We start from the raw sequence: 19,887 nt of genomic DNA, 5'->3' as shown, positions 1-19,887 counted from the left end.
CGGCCGGGTGCAGCTGCCCCAACTCCTCACCGATCTCGACGACGTCCCCGCCGACCTCCACGAGGAGGCGGTGTTCGACGCGTTCGTGGCCTGGGCCGCGGACCGGGGTCTGACGCTGTACCCGGCCCAGGAGGAGGCCGTACTCGAGATGGCCGCCGGGAGCCACGTCGTGCTCGCCACCCCCACCGGGTCAGGCAAGTCCCTGGTCGCCCTCGGCGCCCACTTCGCCGCGATGGCCCGCGGTCAGCGCAGTTACTACACCGCGCCTATCAAGGCGCTCGTGAGCGAGAAGTTCTTCGCGCTGTGCGAGGTGTTCGGGGCCGAGAACGTCGGCATGCTCACCGGCGACGCCGCCGTCAACGCCGACGCCCCCATCGTCTGCGCGACGGCCGAGATCGTCGCCAACATCGCGCTGCGCGAAGGGGCGGGCGCCGAGATCGGGCAGGTGGTGATGGACGAGTTCCACTACTACTCGGAGCCCGACCGGGGCTGGGCGTGGCAGGTCCCGCTCATCGAGCTGCCCGACACCCAGTTCCTGCTCATGTCCGCCACGCTCGGCGACGTGGACTGGCTGCAGGAGGACCTGCACCGGCGCACCGGTCGGCAGTGCGTCTACATCGGCGGCACCGAGCGCCCGGTGCCGCTCTCGTTCGAGTACGCGCTGTCCGGCGTCCACGAGTCGGTCGAGCTGCTGCTGCGCGACGGCAAAGCCCCCGTCTACATCGTCCACTTCACCCAGGCCGCCGCGCTCGAACAGGCCCAGGCCCTGACCTCGCTCGCCGTGGCCGACAAGGATCGGAAAGCCGCCATCGCCGCCGAGATCGGCGGCTTCCGCTTCACCACGAACTTCGGTAGGACGCTCCGCAAGCTCCTCCTCCACGGCATCGGCGTCCACCACGCCGGGATGCTGCCCAAGTACCGCCGGCTCGTCGAGAGGCTGGCCCAGGACGGCCTGCTCACCGTCATCTGCGGCACCGACACCCTCGGCGTGGGCATCAACGTCCCCATCCGCACCGTCCTGTTCACCGGCCTCACCAAGTTCGACGGCCGCCGACAGCGCGTGCTCAAGGCGCGCGAGTTCCACCAGATCGCCGGCCGTGCGGGCCGCGCAGGCTTCGACACCGAGGGATTCGTCGTGGTGCTCGCCCCCGAGCACGAGATCGAGAACGCCAAGGCCGCCGCGAAGGCCGCCGCGAGCCCCAAGAAGAAGGCCAAGGCCGCCAAGAAGAAGCCCCCGGAGGGCTTCGTCAACTGGTCGCGCTCCACCTTCGACAAGCTCGTCGGCGCCCAGCCCGAGCAGCTCACGAGCCGCTTCGAGGTGAGCAACTCGATGCTGCTCAACATCATCTCCCGACCCGGCAGCTGCTACACCCACATGCGGCACCTCCTGCTGTCCTCGCACGAGACCCGCGCGCGGGTGCGCCACCACGTCCTGCGCGCGATCGAGCTGTTCCGGGGGCTGGAGGCCGCCGGGATCGTCGAGCGCCTCGCCGAACCGGACGACGACGGGCGGCACGTGCGCCTGACGGTGGACCTCCAACGGGACTTCGCCCTCAACCAACCCCTCGCGCCGTTCGCGATCGCGGCGATGGAGGTCCTCGACCCCGACTCCCCGACGCCCGAACTCGACCTGGTCTCCGTCATCGAGGCCGTGCTGGACGACCCTCGCCCCATCCTCTACGCCCAGCAGCGGGAAGCACGCGGCGAGGCGATCGCCGCGCTCAAGGCCGACGGTGTCGAGTACTCCGAGCGCATGGAGCTGGTCGAGGACATCTCCTGGCCCAAGCCGCTGGACGACCTCCTCGCCGACGCCTACGACGCGTACAGGGCCGGGCACCCCTGGGTGGCCGGGATCGAACCCTCCCCCAAGTCGGTCATACGGGAGATGGCCGAGCGCGGGATGACCTTCTCGGACCTGGTCTCCGCGTACGGGCTCGGCCGGTCCGAGGGCGCCGTCCTGCGCTATCTCACCGACGCCTACCGCGCGCTTCGTCAGACCGTCCCCGCCGACCGCCGGTCCGAGGAGTTCGACGACCTCGTGGAGTGGCTGGGCGAACTGGTCCGGCAGGTCGACTCCAGCCTGCTCGACGAGTGGGAGCTGCTCACCGATCCCGACGTGTCCTCCGAGCGGGTCGCCGAACTGGCCTTCGGCGAGACCGCGGGCGCCTCCCGCCCGGTCACGGCGAACCGGCGTGCGTTCCGGGTGATGGTGCGCAACGCGATGTTCCGCCGCGTCGAGCTGCTCGCCCGCGACGACATCGAGCGCCTCGCCGAGCTGGACACCGACGTGCCCGAGCACCCCGACTGGGACTCGGAGATCGACGCCTACTGGGACGAGTACGACGAGATCGGGACCGGGCCCGCCGCGCGGGGCCCGGCACTGTTCACCGTGAGCGAGTCGGGCCCCACGGTGGCGCCGGGGACGTGGCGGGTGCGCCAGGTGCTCGACGACCCCGAGGGCGACCACGGCTGGGCGATCGAGGGGGTGGTGGATCTGGCCGCCAGTGACGAGGCCGGGGAGGTCCGCTTCGCCTCGCTCTCACTCCACGGGTGAGCCGCCACCGACCGGGGGGCCGCCCACCGGGCCGGGGACCGTACGATGTCCGACGAACCCCACCCGATGACTGGAGGCCTGCTGTGACCCCCCGCGTTCTCTACAAGCGACTCGCTCTGGCGGAGGTGGTCACCTGGACTCTCCTGATACTGGGGATGATCGGCAAATACGGCTTCGGGCAGGACTGGGCCACCTCGGTGGGTGGCGGCGTCCACGGATTCGTGTTCCTGTGCTACGTCGTGGCGACCCTGGCGGTGTGGACGGACAAGCGCTGGTCCGCCGGCACCGGGATCCTCGGTCTGGCCTCGGCGGTGATCCCGTACGCCACGGTCCCGTTCGAGCGGTCGGTCGAGCGACGTGGCCTGCTCGAGGGCCCGTGGCGACTCGGTCCGGGTGGCGACCGGCCCGGCAGCCCGGCGGACCGGGTCCTCGCCTTCGCACTGCGCTCGCCCGTCGTGGCGCTGGTGGTCACCCTGATCGTGGTGGCGATCGTGTTCTCGCTACTGGTCACCGCCGGCCCGCCCACCGAGTGGTTCTCGTGAGTCAGACCCGAGAGCCGGGCCGCCGCGAGCTCAACAAGGCCGACAAACAGCGGCGCATCCACGCCGCCGCCCTCGAACTGTTCTCCCGGCACGGGTACTCGACCGTCACCACCCAGCAGGTGGCCGACCGCGCCGAGGTCGGAACGGGGACGCTCTTCCGCTACGCCCAGTCCAAGGGCGAACTCCTGTGCATGGTCGCCAACGAGGAGTTCCGCGCGATGGTCGAGACCGTTCCCGAGACCGGGGACGCGGTCGAGGACCTGGTCGTCCTGTGCGAGCCCCTGCTGGTGGCGCTCGACAGGCAGCCGGAGAACATCGCCGCCTATCACCGCGAGACGTTGTTCGGGGAGGCCGGCCCCCACCGGGCCGAAGCGCAACGCATCCTCGGCGAGCTGCGGGAGCTCATCGCCGCCGTACTCGCGGGGTACGCGGGCGGCGCGGTGACACCCGCGGACATGGCCGGCGCCGCCCAGACCGTGTTCGACGTCCTCTACATGACCCTCGTGCGGTGCGGCGTCGAGCGCTCCTCCGCCAGCGAGGGACGCAGGGAACTCGAGGTGCACGTCCGGCGGGTCCTCTACGGCGTACTGACCGACCGCCCCGAGGGCGGCCCCACGTCGGACCCCGGCGACGGCGTCGACTCGACGGTCTGACGGGGCCGTGAGCGGACCCCGGTGGCGCGTGTCACTATGCGGCGGGCGAGACTGACCTCATGACCGAGGTTGACCAGACCACCGCCCGCCCCGTCAAGGACGCCTCCACCGTGATGGTGATCCGCGACTCCGATGCCGGCCCGGAGGTGTTCGTCGCGCGCCGCGTGAAGGGCATGGCCTTCGCCGGCGGGATGACCGTGTTCCCCGGGGGTGGCGTCGACGCCGCCGACGACGACCCCGACCTCGCCTGGACCGGCCCCGCCCCCGCGTGGTGGGCCGAGCGCCTCGGCTGCGACGAACCGCGCGCACGGCGGCTGGTCTGCGCCGCCGCCCGCGAGACCTTCGAGGAGTGCGGCGTCCTCCTCGCCGACCACCGGGACGGCGCGCCCGTCTCCGACGCGGGGCGGTACCACGCGGCGCGCACCGAGCTCGAGGCCCACGAGCTGTCGTTCAGTGCCTTTCTGGCCCGCGAGGAGCTGTCCCTCGCCGCGGATCGCCTGCGCCCGTTCGACCACTGGATCACCCCGTCGGTCGAGCCCCGCCGGTACGACACCCGGTTCTTCCTCGCCGCGCTACCCGTGGGTCAGGAACCCGACGACCAGACCACCGAGGTCGACCTCACCATGTGGGCGCGCCCGGTCGACCTGCTCGCCGACTTCCGCGCGGGTCACTCCATGCTCCTCCCTCCCACCTGGACCCAGCTCCGTCACCTGTCTGAGTTCCCGGACGTCGCCGCCGCCCTGGCGGCGGAACGCACGATCTCACCGATCGAGCCGGAGATCATCGAGCACCGCGGCGGCATCCGGGTGGGCTTCGACGGTTCCGACGAGTACTGGGCGGACCACCAGGCGGGGCACGCGCGCGAGGACGCCTGACCGGTCACCGACGATCCATGACCCCTGCGGGCCGGACACCGCCCGAACCGCTGACGGGCGCGGTGCCTCGATGGTTGACTGCCATGCATGCCGGCATTCGAGTTCGACGTGGACGCGTCGATCGCCGCCGGGTGGGACCGGTTCGCCTCCCGCCTGGCGGATCTCCTTCGCGACCTCATTCCCGGCGCCACCTTCGACCTGGCGGTGCCCGTCCTCGGCGCACCGTCGCCCCTCACGCCGTTCATCCGCTTCACCGCGGTGGGACAGCGGCGACTCGAGGCCGAGGTCTCCGGGGGCGGATCGGACGACGCCCCCGCCCCGCTGCGACCCGAGCAACTCGCGCAACTGGCCGCGCTCGGCTGGCGGGCCGCGGACGCCGAGGCGACGGCGGTGCCGACACCCGGGCCCCAGGTCTCCCTGCCGACGGATCGGGCCACCGAACTCGCCCACCTCGTCGCCGGCACGCTCGAGCAGGTCTTCGGAATCCGACATCCGGTCTTCCTCCACGACGTGGTCGGCGTCGACGAACCGGACGCCCCGGCTACGACGCCCGGCCCGGATCCGGCGACCACGGCCACGGCCCACCCCGGCGGCCCCACGGGACCGGCCGGGAGCGGCGACGAGGACGATTTCCGCCCGCAACCCATCACCGACCCCGACCAGGCGACCAGGGCGGTGGGAGCGGCGCTCGCCGAGGTCTACCGCAGGCGCATGCACCCCGACGAGCACGACGTGTTCACCGTTCCCGCGGGCTGTGTCCTGCTCTTCGTACGCGCACACCGCTCTCTCCCCCTCATCGTGTTCCGCAGCCCGCTGGTGACCGGGGTGCGCGACGCGGCAGCAGCCGAGACCGAGGTCGCGATCCTCAACCGCGACTCACTGTGGTGCCGCTACGTGTTCGACGGCTCGACCATCACGGCCGAGTCGGAGTTCGTCGACAGGGTCTTCGTCCCCGTCAACTTCAAGATCCACCTCGCCGAGATCACCGCCGAACTCGACGACGTCTACCCCGATCTCGCGCGACGTGTGTCCGGCGGGCACTCCCGCGACCTGCGCGCCTCCGACGATCCCGGCACCGGTGAGACGTAGGATCGGCACCGCCGGGAAGGGCCCGGCGCCCGATCCCGCCTCAGGAGTGCCCATGCGTCGCGTCGCCCTCGTCGCCGTGGTCACCACAGCGACCATGCTGACCAGTGCCTGTTCGCTCTTCGGAGACGACGAACGACGCGGCGTACCCGCCCCTGCCGCCGCACCGAGCGGGCCGTTGCCCACCTCGCAGCAGTTCGACCGGCCGTTCCCGGTGTCCGCCGAGGACGGGGACGCCACCGTCACCGTGTCGAACCTGCGCTTCGTGCGGTCCTACTCGTACCCGGACCCCGTCCTCGTTGTGGACGTGCGCGCGGTCCAGTCCGCCGGCCAACCGGAGATCGGCCCCGAGGACCTCACCGCCTATGACCCGTCGGGCAGGCCGTTCGAGCGGATCGCCGACCCCTCCGGGACAGTGCCCGACCCGCTCGTCCCGTCGGTGATGACGACCCCCGGGCAGGAGATCAGCGGCATGGTGGCGTGGACCGTGCCCCGTGGGGCCAGGGTCGGCCGCATCGACCTGACGAGCCCGTCCACGATCGGATCGATCACGGTGACGCGCCAGCCCGTCGACCCGACGCCGTCCTAGTCACCCGCCGGGCCCGCTTCCGCCGGATCCGCCGCGACGTACGTCCACCGCCCTCCCCTGCGCTCGAACAGGGAGCGCTCACGCACCAGACCCCGGTCGCCGAGCTCGACGTACCGGGCCTCGAACTCGACCACCCCGCCGTCGTCACCCTCGCCCCCGGCGACCACCTCCAGGACGGTGAGCCCGGTCCACTCCACACCCGACGCCTCCACGACCGGCGGACGCGTCCGCGGATGCCACGTACGCCAGAGGTGGTCCGTCCGCCCCAGCGCGAACGCCGTGTAGCGCGAGCGCATCAGTTCCTCCGCCGTCCGCGCGGGCACCCCGTCCTCCACGAGCGGGCCACAACACGCCCCGAGATCGACCCCACTGCCACACGGGCACGCACTCATCCGTCCGCTCCGTTCCCCGATGATCCGCCCAGGCTACCGACCCCCGAGGCCACCCCTGCCGGCCCCCCGCATCGCGGACCGCGCCGCCCCCGCCGGACTATCGTGAACGGTGACATGTCTGGACTAGCCTCCCTCCGTTCCCTCGCGCGGCGCCGCGCCGACCCCGACCTCGCCGCCCTGCGGGTACGGTCCTGCCGCGACCTGTGCAACTGGAACCGCACGCCCGTCGAGCGCCGCGGCGAGCCCCTGTTCGCGTGCCGGGGCTGCGGCTCCCAGTGGGTCCCCAGCGAGCAGTGGACCCCGCGCGAGGCCGACGGCGCCATCCCGCCGGCCGTCCTCGAGCTGCTCCGCTCGGACGACTGACTTTCCGACCCGGCCGGCGCACGCCGCTATAGGGTCGGGCCATGACCGACTCCGCCTCACTCGCCCCCTCGACCGCCGCCGCCGGCACGATCGACGCCACCCTGCGTCGATCAGCGTCCCGGTTCCCCGACCGCGTCGCCCTGACGTTCGCGGACCGTCGCTGGACCTACGCGGCCCTCGACGCCGCCGTCGACCGCGTCGCCACACTGCTCGCCGGTCATGATCTCGAGGACGGCGCCCGCATCGCCGCATACGGCGTCAACTCGGACGCCTACCTCATCGCCTTCCTCGCGACCTCGCGGGCGGGCTACATCCACGTCCCCGTGAACTACGCACTCACGGGGGGCGAGCTCGAGTATCTGCTCACCGACTCGGGGGCCTCGCTCGTCCTGGTCGACCCCGCCCAGGCGCCCACTCTCGAGGCGGTCCTGGACGACCTACCCGCCCTGACGTCCCTCGCGCTGCAACCCGCCGTCGGCAAGGCACCCGACGGCACCGTGCTGGGTACGGCACTCGAGACCGGCGACGTCACGCCCGTCGACTCGCCGGCCTCCGGCGACGACCTCGCCCAGCTGCTGTACACCTCGGGCACCACCTCGCGGCCCAAGGGCGCGATGATGACCCACTCCGCGCTGGTCCACGAGTACCTCAGCTGCATTCTGTCCCTCGATCTGGCAGCCGATGACAAGCCGCTGGTGACCATGCCGCTCTACCACTCCGCGGCGATGCACGTGTTCGCGATGCCGTACCTGTCCCTGGGCGCGACCGTGCACCTGATGGCCGCCCCAGACGTCCCCGAGATCCTGCGCCGCATCGAAGAGGACGGGATCGGCTCCCTGTTCCTCGCACCCACCGTCTGGGTCCCCCTGGCGTCCCATCCGGACCTCGAGCGTCGCGACCTGTCGAGCCTCCGCAAGGCCCAGTACGGAGCGTCGATCATGCCGGTGACGGTTCTGCAGCGCCTGCGGGCCAGGTACCCGGAGCTGGGGTTCTACAACTGCTTCGGCCAGTCCGAGATCGGCCCGCTCGCCTGCGTCCTGCGCCCCGAGGAGCACGACGACAGGCCGGCCAGCGCGGGTCGACCGGTCTTCTTCGTCGAGGCCCGGGTAGTCGACGAGTCGGGACTCGAGGTCGCCGACGGCGAGCGGGGCGAGGTGGTCTACCGCTCCCCGCAGCTGTGCAGGGGCTACTGGAACAAGCCCGACGCCACCCGCGAGGCGTTCCGTGACGGGTGGTTCCACTCCGGGGACCTCGTCGTGCGCGACGCCGGGGGGTACATCGAGGTCGTCGACCGCATCAAGGACGTCATCAACACCGGCGGTGTCCTGGTGGCCTCCCGCGAGGTCGAGGACGCCGTGTACCAGGACGAGCGGGTCGCGGAGGTGGCGGTCATCGGTACGCCCGACCCGAAGTGGATCGAAGCGGTGACCGCCGTCGTGGTCCTCAAGGGCGGCGCGGAGGCCACTGAGGACGAGATCATCGCGGGCACGCGAGAGTACCTGGCACCGTTCAAGGTGCCCAAGCGCGTCGTGTTCGTCGACGAGCTGCCCCGCAACCAGTCCGGCAAGTTGCTCAAGCGCGAACTCCGGCAGGGGTGAGCCGGGCGGGCGGCGGTCAGCCGAGCCGTTCCAGGACCTCGCGCGCGACCAGCGCGGGGTCCTCCTCGGGCAGCCAGTGGCCTCGGTCGGTGAGCGGGACGAACCGGTACTCCCCCGTCATCCTGGCCGCCGTCGCCTCGGCCCCGCTCCGCGCGATCGCCGGATCCTGACCGCCCCACAGATAGGTGGTGGGGACGGAGACGTCGGGCAGTTCGTACCGTCTCATCGCGCGGTACCAGTTGAGCGCGCCCGTCAGCGCGGACCGGTCCCCGAGCACCTCGAGATGTCGGCCCACGAGATCGTCCGGGACCTGCCCGCCGAACATGACGCGCAGGCGGCGGGCCCCGTCCTCGAGCAGCACGTCCTCGGCCTTACCCTCCTGCCGGAACAGCCCGAAGTAGGCCGACCGCGCCTGCTGGTCGGGATCGGACGCGATCGCGTCGCCGAACGCCCCGAGATGCGGTACGGAGATGGCGGTGAGGCTCGCGACCCGGCTCGGGTGGTGGGCGGCTAGCCACCACGCGACGCATGCGCCCCAGTCGTGCCCGAGCACGTGTGCGCGCTCCAGGCCGAAGCGGTCCATCACCGCGAGCGCGTCGGCGGACAGGTGCTCGATGGCGTACGCCTCGACGCCGTCCGGCCGGGCACCGGGTGAGTAGCCCCGTTGCATCGGAGCGAGCACCCGGACGCCCTGGCCGGCGAGCCCCTCCGCGACGCCCGCCCACTCCCACGCCGATTCGGGGAAACCGTGCAGTGCCAGCACCGTGCGCGCCGGCTCCACTGCCGGTGCCCCGCCGTCCCCCTCCCAGACGAGCACGTCGAGCGCGCCGACCGGGACGTCCACTGTGACCGTGCGTGGTTCCATGCGCGGACCCTAACCGGTCCGGGGCTCACCGCGGGCGACTTCCCGGGGGCGTGTGGGTGGACGATCCGCGGGAGGACACCCGGGCGCGCCGTTCGTTCCAGTCGTGGACCAGCCACATCTCCACCACCAGCGGATCGACCGCGGCCTCGCGGGCCCACGTGCCGACCACGTCGAGGTAGCGCTGGTAGCGCCGGGGCGTCAGCCGGGCGGAGGACTCGATCTCGGTCCACCCGGCGTGCACGAGGGTCCCGATCCCGGCGGGGTCGACCGGCACGATGCTCTGTGCCGACCACGCCATGCCCAACGAGGACAGGTAGAGCGAGGCGAGCGGGTACCCCAGGTCCGGGACGCCGCGGCCGGCGCCCGCGGGCGCGCCGTGACGCAGCAGGTTCATGGCCTCCACCGGCGCGTCGAGCCAGTCCACGACCTCGTGCAGCACCAGGGGATAACCGTGGGGTGACACCGAGCGCCATCCGGCGCGGTCGCGGGCGGGGACGCGGAAGTCGGGCAGTCCCCGCTTCACCCCGGACCGGAGCGGGTGAGCGGACAGCCAGGCCGCGCACATGTAGAGCGCCACCACGGATTCCTCCAGGCTGCCGCGGGCGCGGCGGCCCGCCGCCCACAGATCACTCCTGCGCAGGTACCCGGACCCGGACTCCACGATCCCGCCGTCGGGCCCTCCCGCGACGAGGCGGAGGTCGATCCCCCTCTCCGCGAGCCGGAGATTCCAGCGGTCGAGGTCGATCTCCACGTACTCGTCCGCCACGAGCAGGGCGGGCGGCTGGGCGCGGCACCAGTCGAGACAGTCCGCGGGTAGTTCGGGCGCGAGGCGGGGTCCGGTGGTGGTCATGCCCGCACGGTGTCATACGGGTACGACACTCCCCGGACCCCGAGCCCGACCCCGCCCCGGATGCTGCTCAGTCCTGCGCGAACGCCTCGAGGGGCGGGCACGAGCAGACGAGGTTCCGGTCTCCGTACGCGCCGTCGATCCGGCGGACGGCGGGCCAGACCTTCGGCCGCCAGGCCGACCCGAGGGGGTAACCGGCGACACTGCGCGGGTACGCGTGGTCCCACTCGTCGGCGGAGACGCTCTCGGCCGTGTGGGGCGCTCCGCGCAGCGGGTTGTCCTCCACGGTCCACTCGCCGGCGGCGACGCGGTCGATCTCCGCGCGGATCGCCGCCATCGCCTCGCAGAACGCGTCCAGCTCGGCCAGGTCCTCGCTCTCCGTCGGCTCCACCATCAGGGTGTTGGGCACCGGGAAGCTCATGGTGGGCGCGTGGAACCCGTAGTCGGCCAGCCTCTTGGCCACGTCGTCGATCGAGATGCCGACCGAGTCGATGAGCGGACGCAGGTCGAGGATGCACTCGTGCGCGACCCAGCCACCCTCGCCGGAGTACAGCACCGGGAAGTGCTCGCCGATGCGTCGGGCCAGGTAGTTGGCGCTCGCGATCGCGGTCAGCGTGGCCTTACGCAGGCCGTCGGCGCCCATCATCCGGATGTACGCCCAGGTGATGGGCAGGATCGAGGCGGAGCCGAACGCCGCCGCCGAGACCGCGCCGCCCGAGCCCAGCCCGGACTCGTGCGGATGGCCGGGGAGGAACTCGCGCAGGTGCTCGGCCACAGCCACCGGACCGACGCCCGGTCCGCCGCCACCGTGCGGGATGCAAAAGGTCTTGTGCAGGTTCAGGTGGCTCACGTCGCCGCCGAACCGGCCCGGGCGCGCGACGCCCACGAGCGCGTTGAGGTTCGCGCCGTCGATGTAGACCTGGCCGCCCGCGTCGTGGACGATCGCGCAGATGTCCTCGATGTCGTGCTCGTACACGCCGTGGGTCGACGGGTAGGTGATCATGATCGCCGCCAGCTCGGAACCGTGCTTGTCGACCTTCGCCCGCAGGTCGTCGACGTCCACGTCGCCGTTCTCGCGGCAGGCCACCACGACCACCTTCATGCCGGCCATCACGGCCGACGCGGCGTTCGTCCCGTGCGCCGAGGACGGGATAAGGCAGACCGTCCGGTCGTCGTCGCCGCGGGAGCGGTGGTACTCGCGGATGGCCAGCAGGCCCGCGTACTCGCCCTGGCTGCCGGCGTTGGGCTGGAGGCTGACGGCGGCGTAACCGGTGATGTCGACCAGCCACTGCTCGACGTCTCCGATCAGCTCGCGGATCCCGGCGGTCTGCTCGGCCGGAGCGAAGGGGTGTAGCCGGTTGAACTCCGGCCACGTGATCGGTTCCATCTCGGTGGTGGCGTTGAGCTTCATGGTGCACGAACCGAGCGGGATCATGGTCCGGTCCAGCGCCATGTCCTTGTCGGACAGCGCCCTGAGATACCGCAGCATGGCCGTCTCGGTGCGGTAGCGGACGAACGCCTCGTGCTGCAGGAACTCGCTCGTGCGGTCACCGTGGGTCGGGTCGACCGTGATCTCGGTGCGGGCGGCGTCGGCACCGAACGCGTCGAGGACGATCCCCACGTGCTCGGCGGTGGTGGCCTCGTCACACGAGACGGACACCGTGTCGTCGTCGACCTTCCACAGGTTCACGCCGCGCGCGGCGGCAGCGCCGAGCACCTCGTCGGCGCGGCCCGGCACGCGGGCGCGGACGGTGTCGAAGAACGCGTCGTGCAGCACCTCCACCCCGGCTGCGCGGAGACCGTCGGCGAGCGCGGCGGCATGGGCGTGGACGCGCCGGGCGATGGCCGTGAGGCCCTCCGCGCCGTGGTAGGAGGCGTACATCGCGGCGAGAACGGCCAGCAGGACCTGCGCGGTGCAGATGTTGGACGTGGCCTTCTCGCGACGGATGTGCTGCTCCCGCGTCTGCAGGGCCAGTCGGTAGGCGACGTGCCCGTCCTCGTCCGTCGAGACACCGACCAGCCGGCCGGGGAGATTGCGTGCGTGCGCGGAGCGACACGCCAGGAACCCGGCGTGGGGCCCGCCGAAACCCATGGGGACGCCGAACCGCTGCGTGGTGCCGAAGCACGCGTCCGCGCCCTTCTCCCCCGCCGGCGTGTGGACCGTCGCGGCCAGCAGGTCGACGCCCGCGGCGACCATGACGCCGCGCTCGTGGCACTTCTCGATGAGGGGCGCCACGTCGGCGACGCGGCCGGAGGCACCGGGGGTCTGGACCAGGGCCCCGAAGAACTCGCCGTCCGGGAGCCCGTCGTCGACGAGGTTCGCCGTGACCAGTTCGATGCCGAGGGGCTCGGCGCGGGTGGCGAGGATCGCCGCGGTCTGGGGGAAGATGTCGGCGTCGACGGCGAAGCGGGGGCTCTTGGACGAGCGGTTGGCCCGTCGCAGCATCGTCATGGCCTCGGCCGCGGCGGTCCCCTCGTCGAGCATGGAGGCGTTGGCCATGTCCATGCCGGTCAGGTCCGAGACCATCGTCTGGAAGTTCAGCAGCGCCTCGAGACGGCCCTGGCTGATCTCCGGCTGGTACGGGGTGTAGCCGGTGTACCAGGCCGGGCTCTCGATGATGTTGCGAATCAGCACCGGCGGCGTGAGGGTGTCGTAGTAGCCCTGCCCGATCATGGACACCGCGACGGTGTTGCGGTCGGCCAGCGCCCGCAGCGCCGCGAGGGTGTCGGCTTCCGACAGCGGCTCCGGGAGCGCGTTGATGCCTGCCGCCCGTCCGTCCGAGCCGACCTCGTCGAGGATGACCGAGGGGACGGCGCGCTCGGCGAGCTCGTCCAGGGAGCCGACGCCGATGGTGTCCAGGATCCGCGCGAGTCCGTCGGCATCGGGGCCCAGATGGCGGGCGACGAACTCGCCTCCGGTCCGGGCAGTGTGGGGGGTCGTCGTCACAGGTGCTCCTCAGGTGGCGGGGCCGCCCGGACAGGCGGCCTGCGGGCCGGTGCTCCCTCTCCGCTCTGTCCCCTGCCGGACGGGTGCCGGCGCCTGAGAGATTCGCGGGACCCTCACGACGGACCCCCGCTTTCCCCGTGGGCGGGTGGTCTGTTCCACCGCTCTCCAGAGGCGTTCGACGACCGCACGGTCCGGGTGCCTGAGAGATTCTCGGAGAGGAGTTGCTCCTTCGGCGCCCGCGGCCATGGCCGCGGAGCTCTCCCGTGGGACGCGTGAACGCACCGCCGAGTCTAGACGACGACGGCCGACTAGCCGGTACGGCGTGAGGCGCGGGCCCGGCGGCGAGCGGCGAGCTCGTCCTCCACGGGCGCGACGATGTCGTCCTCGGTCACCGTCTCCGCGGGGAACTCGGAGATCGAGCCGGCGAGCTCACGCATCGCGCCGCCGATCCCGATGCCGAACACCCCCTGGCCGCCCTGGAGCAGGTCGAAGACCTCCTCCTTGGACGTGCACTCGAATACGGTCCGGCCGTCGGAGAACAGGGTGATGGTGGCCAGGTCCTCCACACCCCGCGACCTGATCTGATCGACGGCCTTGCGGATGTTCTGCAGGGAGATCCCGGTGTCCAGCAGCTGCTTGACGATCTTGAGGACCAGGATGTCCTTGAACGAGTAGAGGCGCTGGCTGCCCGATCCGGCGGCGTTCCGGATCGACGGCACGACGAGGTCGGTGCGTGCCCAGTAGTCGAGCTGACGGTAGGTGATACCGGCGATCTGGCACGCGATGGGCACCCGGTACCCGCTGGTGCCGTCCGGGATCCCGTCGTCGGGGAACAGTCCGGGCTGCACCTCGTCGAAGGACGCCTGCGTCCCCTCGACGGCGTCACCGAAGAGGCTCGGCGTGTTCGGTACGGCGTCGGACGGCTCCGAGACCCGGGTGTGGTCGGCCACGATTGCTCCCTCAAGCTGCGGGTGCCGCCTCGTTCGGGGCGGCACGGTACCGGGACGAGACCCGGATCCTGGACGCGTGAACACCATCGGTGTAGTTCACTGGGGGCAACGCTATGCCCGCCGCGGTCCACTATCAATAGGACACGCGGTAAACCTCAACCTCAAGTTGAACTTTAGGCTCATTCGTCACCTGCGAGTTGGTGCAGCAGTGACTGGAGGGACCGCCGAATCCGCTGCTCAGGAGGTGGATCCGCCGGGATTCTCGGCCGGCCCGCCGCCTCCGAGGAAGTCGTCCGGGCTCACCTGGTCCAGGAACTCACGGAAGGCCTCGACCTCTTCCTCGCCCTGCTCGACGAGCGAGATGCCGACCTCGTCGAGCACCTCGGGACTGACCAGGACGGGCGAGGCCGTGCGGAGCGCGACAGCGACCGCGTCGGACGGGCGCGCCGACACACGGGTGTTCGCGAACACCAGTTCCGCGAAGAACGTCCCCTCCGACACCCCGATGATCTCGACCTTCTCCAGAGGGTGGGAGAACGTCTCGAGAAGCGTGGCCAGCAGGTCGTGGGTCAACGGCCTGCTCGGCTGGACCCCCTGCTGCTGGAGACTGATCGCCGCGGCCTCGGACGCGCCGATCCAGATCGGCACGTACCGCCCACCGTCCTTCTCGTGCAGGATCAGTACGGGCGCGTACTCCGGCTCCTCGAAACGGATACCGACGACGTCGACCTCTCGCATGTTCTTCCCCATGTTCTCCGCCTCTCCCACGTCACCAGCGTAGCCCTGATCCGGTTCGGCGCGAGCGGACGCGGGGCCCTCAGGGCTCCAGTGCGTGCCTCACGGCCACGGTCACCAGGGTCGAGTGCAACGACACCGACAGTGCGGCGATCTCCCGCGCCAGCTCGGCGGCCCGGTCCCGGGCGTCCGCGTCGCCCTGGCGGGCTACCGGGCCGGCGATCTGGGTGATCAGCCCGGTCTGACGATCGGCCGCGGTCCTGAAGCTCCGCAGGTGGCGTACGTCCACCCCGTGGGTGGCGAGATCGTGCGCGGTGCGGGCGATGAGGACCGCCTCGGGATCATAGAACCCACCGGGCCCCGCGGCGATCAGGCCGGCGTCGACGAGAGCGTCCACGAGCCCGGCGTCGACGCCGGACTGTTCGATGACGTTCTCCCGGGTGAGACGCTTGACGGTGTCGCTGCGGAAATCGTCCGGCGTCGACCCGGGCACGCCGTCTGCGCCGGGCCGCGGCCGGAGCGCCGTGGTCGACCCGTCGGCGATCGCCGCGTCGAGGGCGTCGAGCTCCTGGCGGATCACCTTCAACGGCAGGTACCTGTCGCGCTGGGCGGTCAGGACGTACCGCAGGCGCTCCCGATCCTCGACGCTGAAGCGCCGGTAACCGCTCGCCGTGCGCTCAGGGGTGACCAGCCCCTCGTTCTCGAGGAACCGGACCTTCGACACCGTGAGGTCCGGGAACTCCGGACTCAGAAGTGCGATGACACCTCCGATGGAGAGGAACTCCTCCTCTTTCGGGGCGCCCTGTCCGGCGGCTGTCACTGCCCGGGCGTACCCGTCAGGAACACGAGGCGGAACTTGCCGATCTGGACCTCGTCACCATTGGACAGCGACGCGGAGTCGACGGGCTCACGGTTGACATAGGTGCCGTTGAGCGAGCCCACGTCGACGACGGTGAAGGTCTCGCCCTCACTGCGGAACTCCGCATGCCGACGGCTCACGGTCACGTCATCGAGGAAGATGTCGCTGTCCGGATGACGACCGGCGGAGGTGGTGCTCTGGTCGAGAAGGAACCGCGAACCCGCGTTGGGGCCGCGCTTGACGACGAGCAGGGCCTGCCCCTCGGGGAGACCCTCGACACCCGTCACCGCGGAATCGGACTGCGCCGACTGCTGATCGGACTCGTTGAGGAGTTCGGCACGGAACACGGAGGTGGTCTCGGCGGTCGCCTCGGGCATGTTCTTGTTCTCGGTCACGTTGGTCTCTCCTCGTCCGAGCCCGTCAGCGGGCTCACCGTACGGTGCAGTTGATTCTATGTCGGAGTCGTCGCCCGCGGGGTCCGGGGGCGTCGGCGATCCGCTCAGCTCTCCGTGATCTTCGCGTACCCGTCGGAGTCCAGCGTCTGCTCGAGCTGGGCCTCAAGGTCCTCGATATCGGCGATCTCGAGAACGACGATCCATCCCTCCCCGTACGGGTCGGAGTTGACCAGCTCGGGGGACGTCTCGAGCGCGGTGTTCACCTCGACGACCTTGCCGCTGAGCGGCGCGTACAGGTCGGAGACGCTCTTGGGTGACTCGACCTCGCCGAACGGCTCACCCGACTCCGTCTCGCCCCCGACGTCGGGCAGCTGGACGAACACGATGTCGCCGAGCTTCGACTGCGCGTACTCGGTGATGCCGATACGCACCCGCGTGTCCGACACCCGTTCCACCCACTCGTGCTCATCGGTGTACCGGAGCTGGTCGGGGATGTTCTGATCGCTCACTGACGCGCCCTTCTCGAGTGGCTCACTACGAATTCCATCTGGCGACATTACACACCGTCGCGCCCGCCCACAGCAGCCGATCGAGCCCGGCGGAGGGGAACCGCGCGGACGATGTTCAGTGCCTGCCACAGGTAGATGCCACCGCTCCAGACGTACAGACCGACACCCCAGTAGAGGCATGCCTCGCCGATGATCTGGAACCCCTCGCCGCCGGGCGCGTCCGCGTAGCCGGCCAGCAGCAAGGGGAACGACCAGAACAGCGCGAACGTCGCCGCCTTGCCGAGGTACGTGACCTCCGGGTCGAGGCCGCGCCGGCGGTAGACCGGCAGGGTGGTCACCAGCAGCAGGTCGCGGGCGACGAGCACGACGACGATCCACGCGGGGATGAAACCCGCCAGCGCGAACGTGACCGGAACCGCCGCCACGAGGATCCGGTCGGCGATGGGGTCGAGCCGCTCCCCCCACGTCGAGCGCATGTTCCACAGTCGCGCGATCTTGCCGTCCAGCCAGTCCGAGACGACCAGGACGCCGAGGAGCCACAGCGCCAGCATCGCGTCGTCCCACACGAGGATGCTGACGATCAGCACGGGGATGAGGGCGATCCGACCCAGCGAGATCGCGTTGGGCAGGGTCCAGAAGCGGTCGCTGACCCGCGGGTCGCGCGATGGGCTCTCGGGCCCCAGGCCGGGCGGGACCGCCGCGGACAGATGCCCGCCCCGCGGTGGCGGGATGCGGGCGCCCAGAACCCGAGCCTCGCCGGTTCGCCACTCCCTCAGGTCGGTCTCGCGCCCTCCCTCGCGTGCCGCACTCATCGGAACGTCGACATCATCCCGGAGAAGACGCTACCGCCGGCAGCCATCGGGTTGTCGTGCACCATGTACGTCCAGGTCGACGTGGGGCGCGCCATGGAATTGGCCTCCAGATCGACTCCGTCGGCAGTGAACTCGATCTCCGCGAACGTGGCCTCCGACTCGCGGACCGCGTCTGCCGCGAGATCGCGGAAGTGGTCGATCGCGATGCGGTGGAATTCGTCGAGGGGGTTCTCCCGGCCGAGGGCGCGGAGGTGGATCGACTCGCGGACGTCGGTCATCGTCTCCAGGTGACGAGCCCAGCCACGGTCGAGGTGCCACAGCATGATCTCGCGGCACCCCCGGACCACCGCGTCGCGTCCGTGTGCCTCCACCAGCCGCGCACTCCGCTCGGGATCATGCGCGGTGAGCTCCTCGAACGCCTTCTCCGTGCGGAGCAGAGCGCTCCTGCGCTCGGCGAGGATCTCGCGCTGCTCGGCGAGGAGCCGACTGTACCGCCAGGTGTTGGCGTGGATCTCCAGCATCTGCCCCTCGGTGACCCGCTGCGCGTGGTCGACGGCGTCCCGCCCCCGATTGCCCTTGAGCAGCCCGGTGATCCTGTCGTGGGCGGTGGGGATCTTCTCCGGCTCGAGCGCCGACGTCACCACCGGATCGTCCATCGCTGCGAAGAAGACAGAACTGCCCGGATCGCCCTGACGCCCGGCCCGGCCCCGCAGTTGGTTGTCCAGCCGCTCGGTGCGGTGCCGGCCCGTGCCCACGACGTGGAGTCCGCCGAGCGCGACGACCTCGTCGCGCCGGGCCTCGTCGGATCCGCCGAGCCGGATGTCCGTCCCGCGGCCGGCCATCTGCGTGGAGACGGTGACGTGCCCGACGTCGCCGGCCTCCGCGATGATGGACGCCTCCTCCTCGTCGTTCTTGGCGTTGAGAACCGAGCACCGGACGCCCTTTTCCGCGAGCCGGGCTGCCAACGCCTCGGACTCGGCCACGTCGTGGGTGCCGACCAGCACCGGCTGCCCGGTGGCGTGGACGGCGGCGATGTGCTCGACCAGCGCGCGGTTCTTGCTGTCGTTGTCGATGTAGGTGCGGTCGGCTTCGTCGACACGGATGTTGGGCGTGTTCGGCTCGATCTGGGACACCCCGAGGGAGTAGAACTCGCGCAGCTGCGCACCTGCGGCCAGCGCGGTGCCGGTCATGCCGCACACCTTGTCATATCGGCCGATGAACGCCTGGACCGTGAGGCTGTCGAGGATCTGTCCCGCCTCGGAGACCGCGACGCCCTCCTTGGCCTCCACCGCGGCCTGGAGCCCGTCCGGCCATCGCTGGAGTTCGGCCACGCGTCCACGGGAGGCGTTGACGAGCTGGACCCGGCCCTCGCGGACGATGTAGTCGACGTCCCTGCGCAACAGGAAGCACGCGTGCAGGGCGACGTTGACCTGGACCAGGGTCGTGCCGACGTGGTCGGCGTCGTAGAGGTCCTCGATCCCGAGTTCGGTTTCGATGGCCTCCGCCCCGTCGTCGGTGAGGAAGATGTTGCGACGCTCTGAATCCGTCTCGTAGTGGCGGCCGGGTCGTAGCTTCCGCACCGCCGCCAGGACCTCCCCCGTCGGCGCCTCACCGGACGTGGATCCCGCGAGCACCAGGGGAACCAGCGCCTCGTCGACCAGGACGGAGTCCGCCTCGTCCACGAGGGCGACGTCGGTGGTCGGCGAGATGAGGTCGGCGGGATCGGTCACGAGTTGCTCGCGCAGGACGTCGAACCCGATCTCGGACACCGAACCGTAGGTGATGTCGCAGGCGTAGGCCGCGCGGCGCTCGTCACGCGTCGACGTCTCCGTGACGTGGCCGACCGACAGGCCCAGCAGCTCGAGCATCGGTCCCATCCACCGGGCGTCGCGGGCCGCGAGGTAGTCGTTGACCGAGATGACGTGGACGGTGTGTCCCTGCAGTGCGTACCCGGCCGCCGCCACGGCGCCGGACAGCGTCTTGCCCTCGCCCGTGGCCATCTCCACGACGTCGCCGGCGAACATCCGGAGAGCGCCCTGGAGCTGTACGTCGAACGGGCGTAGGCCGACGGCCCGGCCGGCCGCCTCCCTCGCCAGGGCGAGGAACCGCGCGAGATCCTCCGGCGCGTCACCGAAGAGGCGCAGGCCGTGGGCGGCGTCCGCGAACTCGCCGTCGTCCAGTCCCGCCGCCCAGTCGTCGAACCCGTGCGAGGCCTCGACCGCGCTCTGGGCGCGCGACGTGTCGCGTCCCTGGGTGGAGCCCATCAGCTTCCAGAAGCGGTTGGCCAGTCCCACGCGTGGAGTCCTTCCCGGTCAC

19 protein-coding genes and 1 riboswitch are annotated in these 19,887 nt (G+C 71.0%); of the genes, 8 read left to right on the top strand and 11 right to left on the bottom strand.

Annotation, left to right across the window (positions count from 1 at the left end; genetic code table 11):
- Positions 1-7: 7 nt before the first annotated feature.
- From VYL96_RS07230 to VYL96_RS07205, 6 genes are all read left to right on the top strand, one after another.
- Positions 8-2,554, top strand: coding sequence for a DEAD/DEAH box helicase (locus VYL96_RS07230; RefSeq protein ID WP_131886335.1), 2,547 nt, complete (start codon positions 8-10; stop codon positions 2,552-2,554).
- A gap of 83 nt (positions 2,555-2,637) precedes the next feature.
- Positions 2,638-3,096: a DUF3817 domain-containing protein gene (locus VYL96_RS07225; protein WP_131886336.1), complete on the top strand. Its 459-nt coding sequence runs from the start codon at positions 2,638-2,640 to the stop codon at positions 3,094-3,096.
- Complete coding sequence (locus VYL96_RS07220) at positions 3,093-3,749, top strand: TetR/AcrR family transcriptional regulator (protein WP_131886337.1); 657 nt, start codon at positions 3,093-3,095, stop codon at positions 3,747-3,749. The genes VYL96_RS07225 and VYL96_RS07220 overlap by 4 nt, the downstream gene beginning before the upstream one ends.
- 59 nt (positions 3,750-3,808) lie before the next feature.
- A complete protein-coding gene (locus VYL96_RS07215) occupies positions 3,809-4,624 on the top strand; it encodes an NUDIX hydrolase (RefSeq protein ID WP_131886338.1) in 816 nt (271 codons plus the stop codon).
- 87 nt (positions 4,625-4,711) lie between these two features.
- A complete protein-coding gene (locus tag VYL96_RS07210; protein ID WP_131886339.1) occupies positions 4,712-5,713 on the top strand; it encodes a TY-Chap domain-containing protein in 1,002 nt (333 codons plus the stop codon).
- A gap of 52 nt (positions 5,714-5,765) precedes the next feature.
- Positions 5,766-6,299: a hypothetical protein gene (locus VYL96_RS07205; protein ID WP_131886340.1), complete on the top strand. Its 534-nt coding sequence runs from the start codon at positions 5,766-5,768 to the stop codon at positions 6,297-6,299.
- Here VYL96_RS07205 and VYL96_RS07200 read toward each other — a convergent pair.
- Positions 6,296-6,691: a YchJ family protein gene (locus VYL96_RS07200; protein ID WP_131886341.1), complete on the bottom strand. Its 396-nt coding sequence runs from the start codon at positions 6,689-6,691 to the stop codon at positions 6,296-6,298. The two genes, VYL96_RS07205 and VYL96_RS07200, sit on opposite strands and share 4 nt — an antisense overlap.
- Positions 6,692-6,805: 114 nt before the next feature.
- Between VYL96_RS07200 and VYL96_RS07195 the strand changes: the two genes are divergently transcribed.
- Positions 6,806-7,054 carry a hypothetical protein gene (locus VYL96_RS07195; protein ID WP_197471380.1) on the top strand — a complete coding sequence of 83 codons (249 nt, stop codon included), beginning with the start codon at positions 6,806-6,808 and terminating at the stop codon, positions 7,052-7,054.
- A gap of 41 nt (positions 7,055-7,095) precedes the next feature.
- On the top strand, positions 7,096-8,652 hold the full coding sequence (locus tag VYL96_RS07190) for a fatty acyl-CoA synthetase (RefSeq protein ID WP_131886342.1): 1,557 nt from the start codon (positions 7,096-7,098) through the stop codon (positions 8,650-8,652).
- Between the two features lie 16 nt (positions 8,653-8,668).
- On the opposite strand, the gene VYL96_RS07185 is transcribed toward VYL96_RS07190, so the two are convergent.
- The 10 genes from VYL96_RS07185 to secA2 form a co-directional block, all read right to left on the bottom strand.
- The gene (locus tag VYL96_RS07185; protein ID WP_243699781.1) at positions 8,669-9,517 is read right to left on the bottom strand and encodes an alpha/beta fold hydrolase; all 849 of its coding nucleotides are present in this window, start codon (positions 9,515-9,517) and stop codon (positions 8,669-8,671) included.
- Positions 9,518-9,542: 25 nt separating this feature from the next.
- A complete protein-coding gene (locus VYL96_RS07180) occupies positions 9,543-10,367 on the bottom strand; it encodes an 8-oxoguanine DNA glycosylase OGG fold protein (RefSeq protein WP_131886343.1) in 825 nt (274 codons plus the stop codon).
- A 67-nt stretch (positions 10,368-10,434) separates the two neighbouring features.
- Positions 10,435-13,311 carry an aminomethyl-transferring glycine dehydrogenase gene (gene gcvP, locus VYL96_RS07175; protein WP_131886344.1) on the bottom strand — a complete coding sequence of 959 codons (2,877 nt, stop codon included), beginning with the start codon at positions 13,309-13,311 and terminating at the stop codon, positions 10,435-10,437.
- Between the two features lie 177 nt (positions 13,312-13,488).
- A riboswitch (glycine riboswitch) is annotated at positions 13,489-13,585 on the bottom strand.
- A 34-nt stretch (positions 13,586-13,619) separates the two neighbouring features.
- Positions 13,620-14,261 (bottom strand): MerR family transcriptional regulator, encoded by a 642-nt coding sequence (locus VYL96_RS07170; protein WP_061228827.1) that lies wholly within the window; start codon positions 14,259-14,261, stop codon positions 13,620-13,622.
- Between the two features lie 237 nt (positions 14,262-14,498).
- A complete protein-coding gene (locus VYL96_RS07165; protein WP_061228849.1) occupies positions 14,499-14,999 on the bottom strand; it encodes a bifunctional nuclease family protein in 501 nt (166 codons plus the stop codon).
- Positions 15,000-15,078: 79 nt separating this feature from the next.
- Positions 15,079-15,816: a transcriptional regulator FtsR gene (gene ftsR, locus VYL96_RS07160; RefSeq protein ID WP_061228828.1), complete on the bottom strand. Its 738-nt coding sequence runs from the start codon at positions 15,814-15,816 to the stop codon at positions 15,079-15,081.
- A complete protein-coding gene (gene odhI, locus VYL96_RS07155) occupies positions 15,813-16,232 on the bottom strand; it encodes an oxoglutarate dehydrogenase inhibitor Odhl (RefSeq protein WP_174521542.1) in 420 nt (139 codons plus the stop codon). The genes ftsR and odhI overlap by 4 nt, the downstream gene beginning before the upstream one ends.
- A gap of 122 nt (positions 16,233-16,354) precedes the next feature.
- Positions 16,355-16,759: a glycine cleavage system protein GcvH gene (gene gcvH, locus VYL96_RS07150; RefSeq protein WP_061228829.1), complete on the bottom strand. Its 405-nt coding sequence runs from the start codon at positions 16,757-16,759 to the stop codon at positions 16,355-16,357.
- Between the two features lie 47 nt (positions 16,760-16,806).
- On the bottom strand, positions 16,807-17,571 hold the full coding sequence (locus tag VYL96_RS07145; RefSeq protein ID WP_007629038.1) for a CDP-alcohol phosphatidyltransferase family protein: 765 nt from the start codon (positions 17,569-17,571) through the stop codon (positions 16,807-16,809).
- The gene (gene secA2, locus VYL96_RS07140) at positions 17,568-19,835 is read right to left on the bottom strand and encodes an accessory Sec system translocase SecA2 (RefSeq protein ID WP_243699782.1); all 2,268 of its coding nucleotides are present in this window, start codon (positions 19,833-19,835) and stop codon (positions 17,568-17,570) included. Before secA2 ends, VYL96_RS07145 begins: the two co-directional genes overlap by 4 nt.
- Positions 19,836-19,887 lie beyond the last annotated feature (52 nt).

Origin of the sequence: Dietzia maris, assembly GCF_036287335.1 — a bacterium.
In the GTDB taxonomy this organism is placed as follows: Bacteria; Actinomycetota; Actinomycetes; order Mycobacteriales; family Mycobacteriaceae; genus Dietzia; species Dietzia cinnamea.
The sequence above is the reverse complement of the archived record's forward strand: the minus strand, read 5'-3'. Positions and strand labels throughout refer to the sequence as shown.

Bases quoted from the DNA above. Each gene is read 5' to 3' on its own strand.
- VYL96_RS07165 (WP_061228849.1), bottom strand. From the start codon at position 14,999: ATGCGAGAGGTCGACGTCGTCGGTATCCGTTTCGAGGAGCCGGAGTAC.
- VYL96_RS07190 (WP_131886342.1), top strand. From the start codon at position 7,096: ATGACCGACTCCGCCTCACTCGCCCCCTCGACCGCCGCCGCCGGCACG.
- VYL96_RS07205 (WP_131886340.1), top strand. From the start codon at position 5,766: ATGCGTCGCGTCGCCCTCGTCGCCGTGGTCACCACAGCGACCATGCTG.
- VYL96_RS07145 (WP_007629038.1), bottom strand. From the start codon at position 17,571: ATGAGTGCGGCACGCGAGGGAGGGCGCGAGACCGACCTGAGGGAGTGG.
- odhI (WP_174521542.1), bottom strand. From the start codon at position 16,232: ATGCCCGAGGCGACCGCCGAGACCACCTCCGTGTTCCGTGCCGAACTC.
- VYL96_RS07185 (WP_243699781.1), bottom strand. From the start codon at position 9,517: ATGGAACCACGCACGGTCACAGTGGACGTCCCGGTCGGCGCGCTCGAC.
- VYL96_RS07195 (WP_197471380.1), top strand. From the start codon at position 6,806: ATGTCTGGACTAGCCTCCCTCCGTTCCCTCGCGCGGCGCCGCGCCGAC.
- VYL96_RS07200 (WP_131886341.1), bottom strand. From the start codon at position 6,691: ATGAGTGCGTGCCCGTGTGGCAGTGGGGTCGATCTCGGGGCGTGTTGT.
- VYL96_RS07215 (WP_131886338.1), top strand. From the start codon at position 3,809: ATGACCGAGGTTGACCAGACCACCGCCCGCCCCGTCAAGGACGCCTCC.
- VYL96_RS07180 (WP_131886343.1), bottom strand. From the start codon at position 10,367: ATGACCACCACCGGACCCCGCCTCGCGCCCGAACTACCCGCGGACTGT.
- VYL96_RS07210 (WP_131886339.1), top strand. From the start codon at position 4,712: ATGCCGGCATTCGAGTTCGACGTGGACGCGTCGATCGCCGCCGGGTGG.
- secA2 (WP_243699782.1), bottom strand. From the start codon at position 19,835: ATGGGCTCCACCCAGGGACGCGACACGTCGCGCGCCCAGAGCGCGGTC.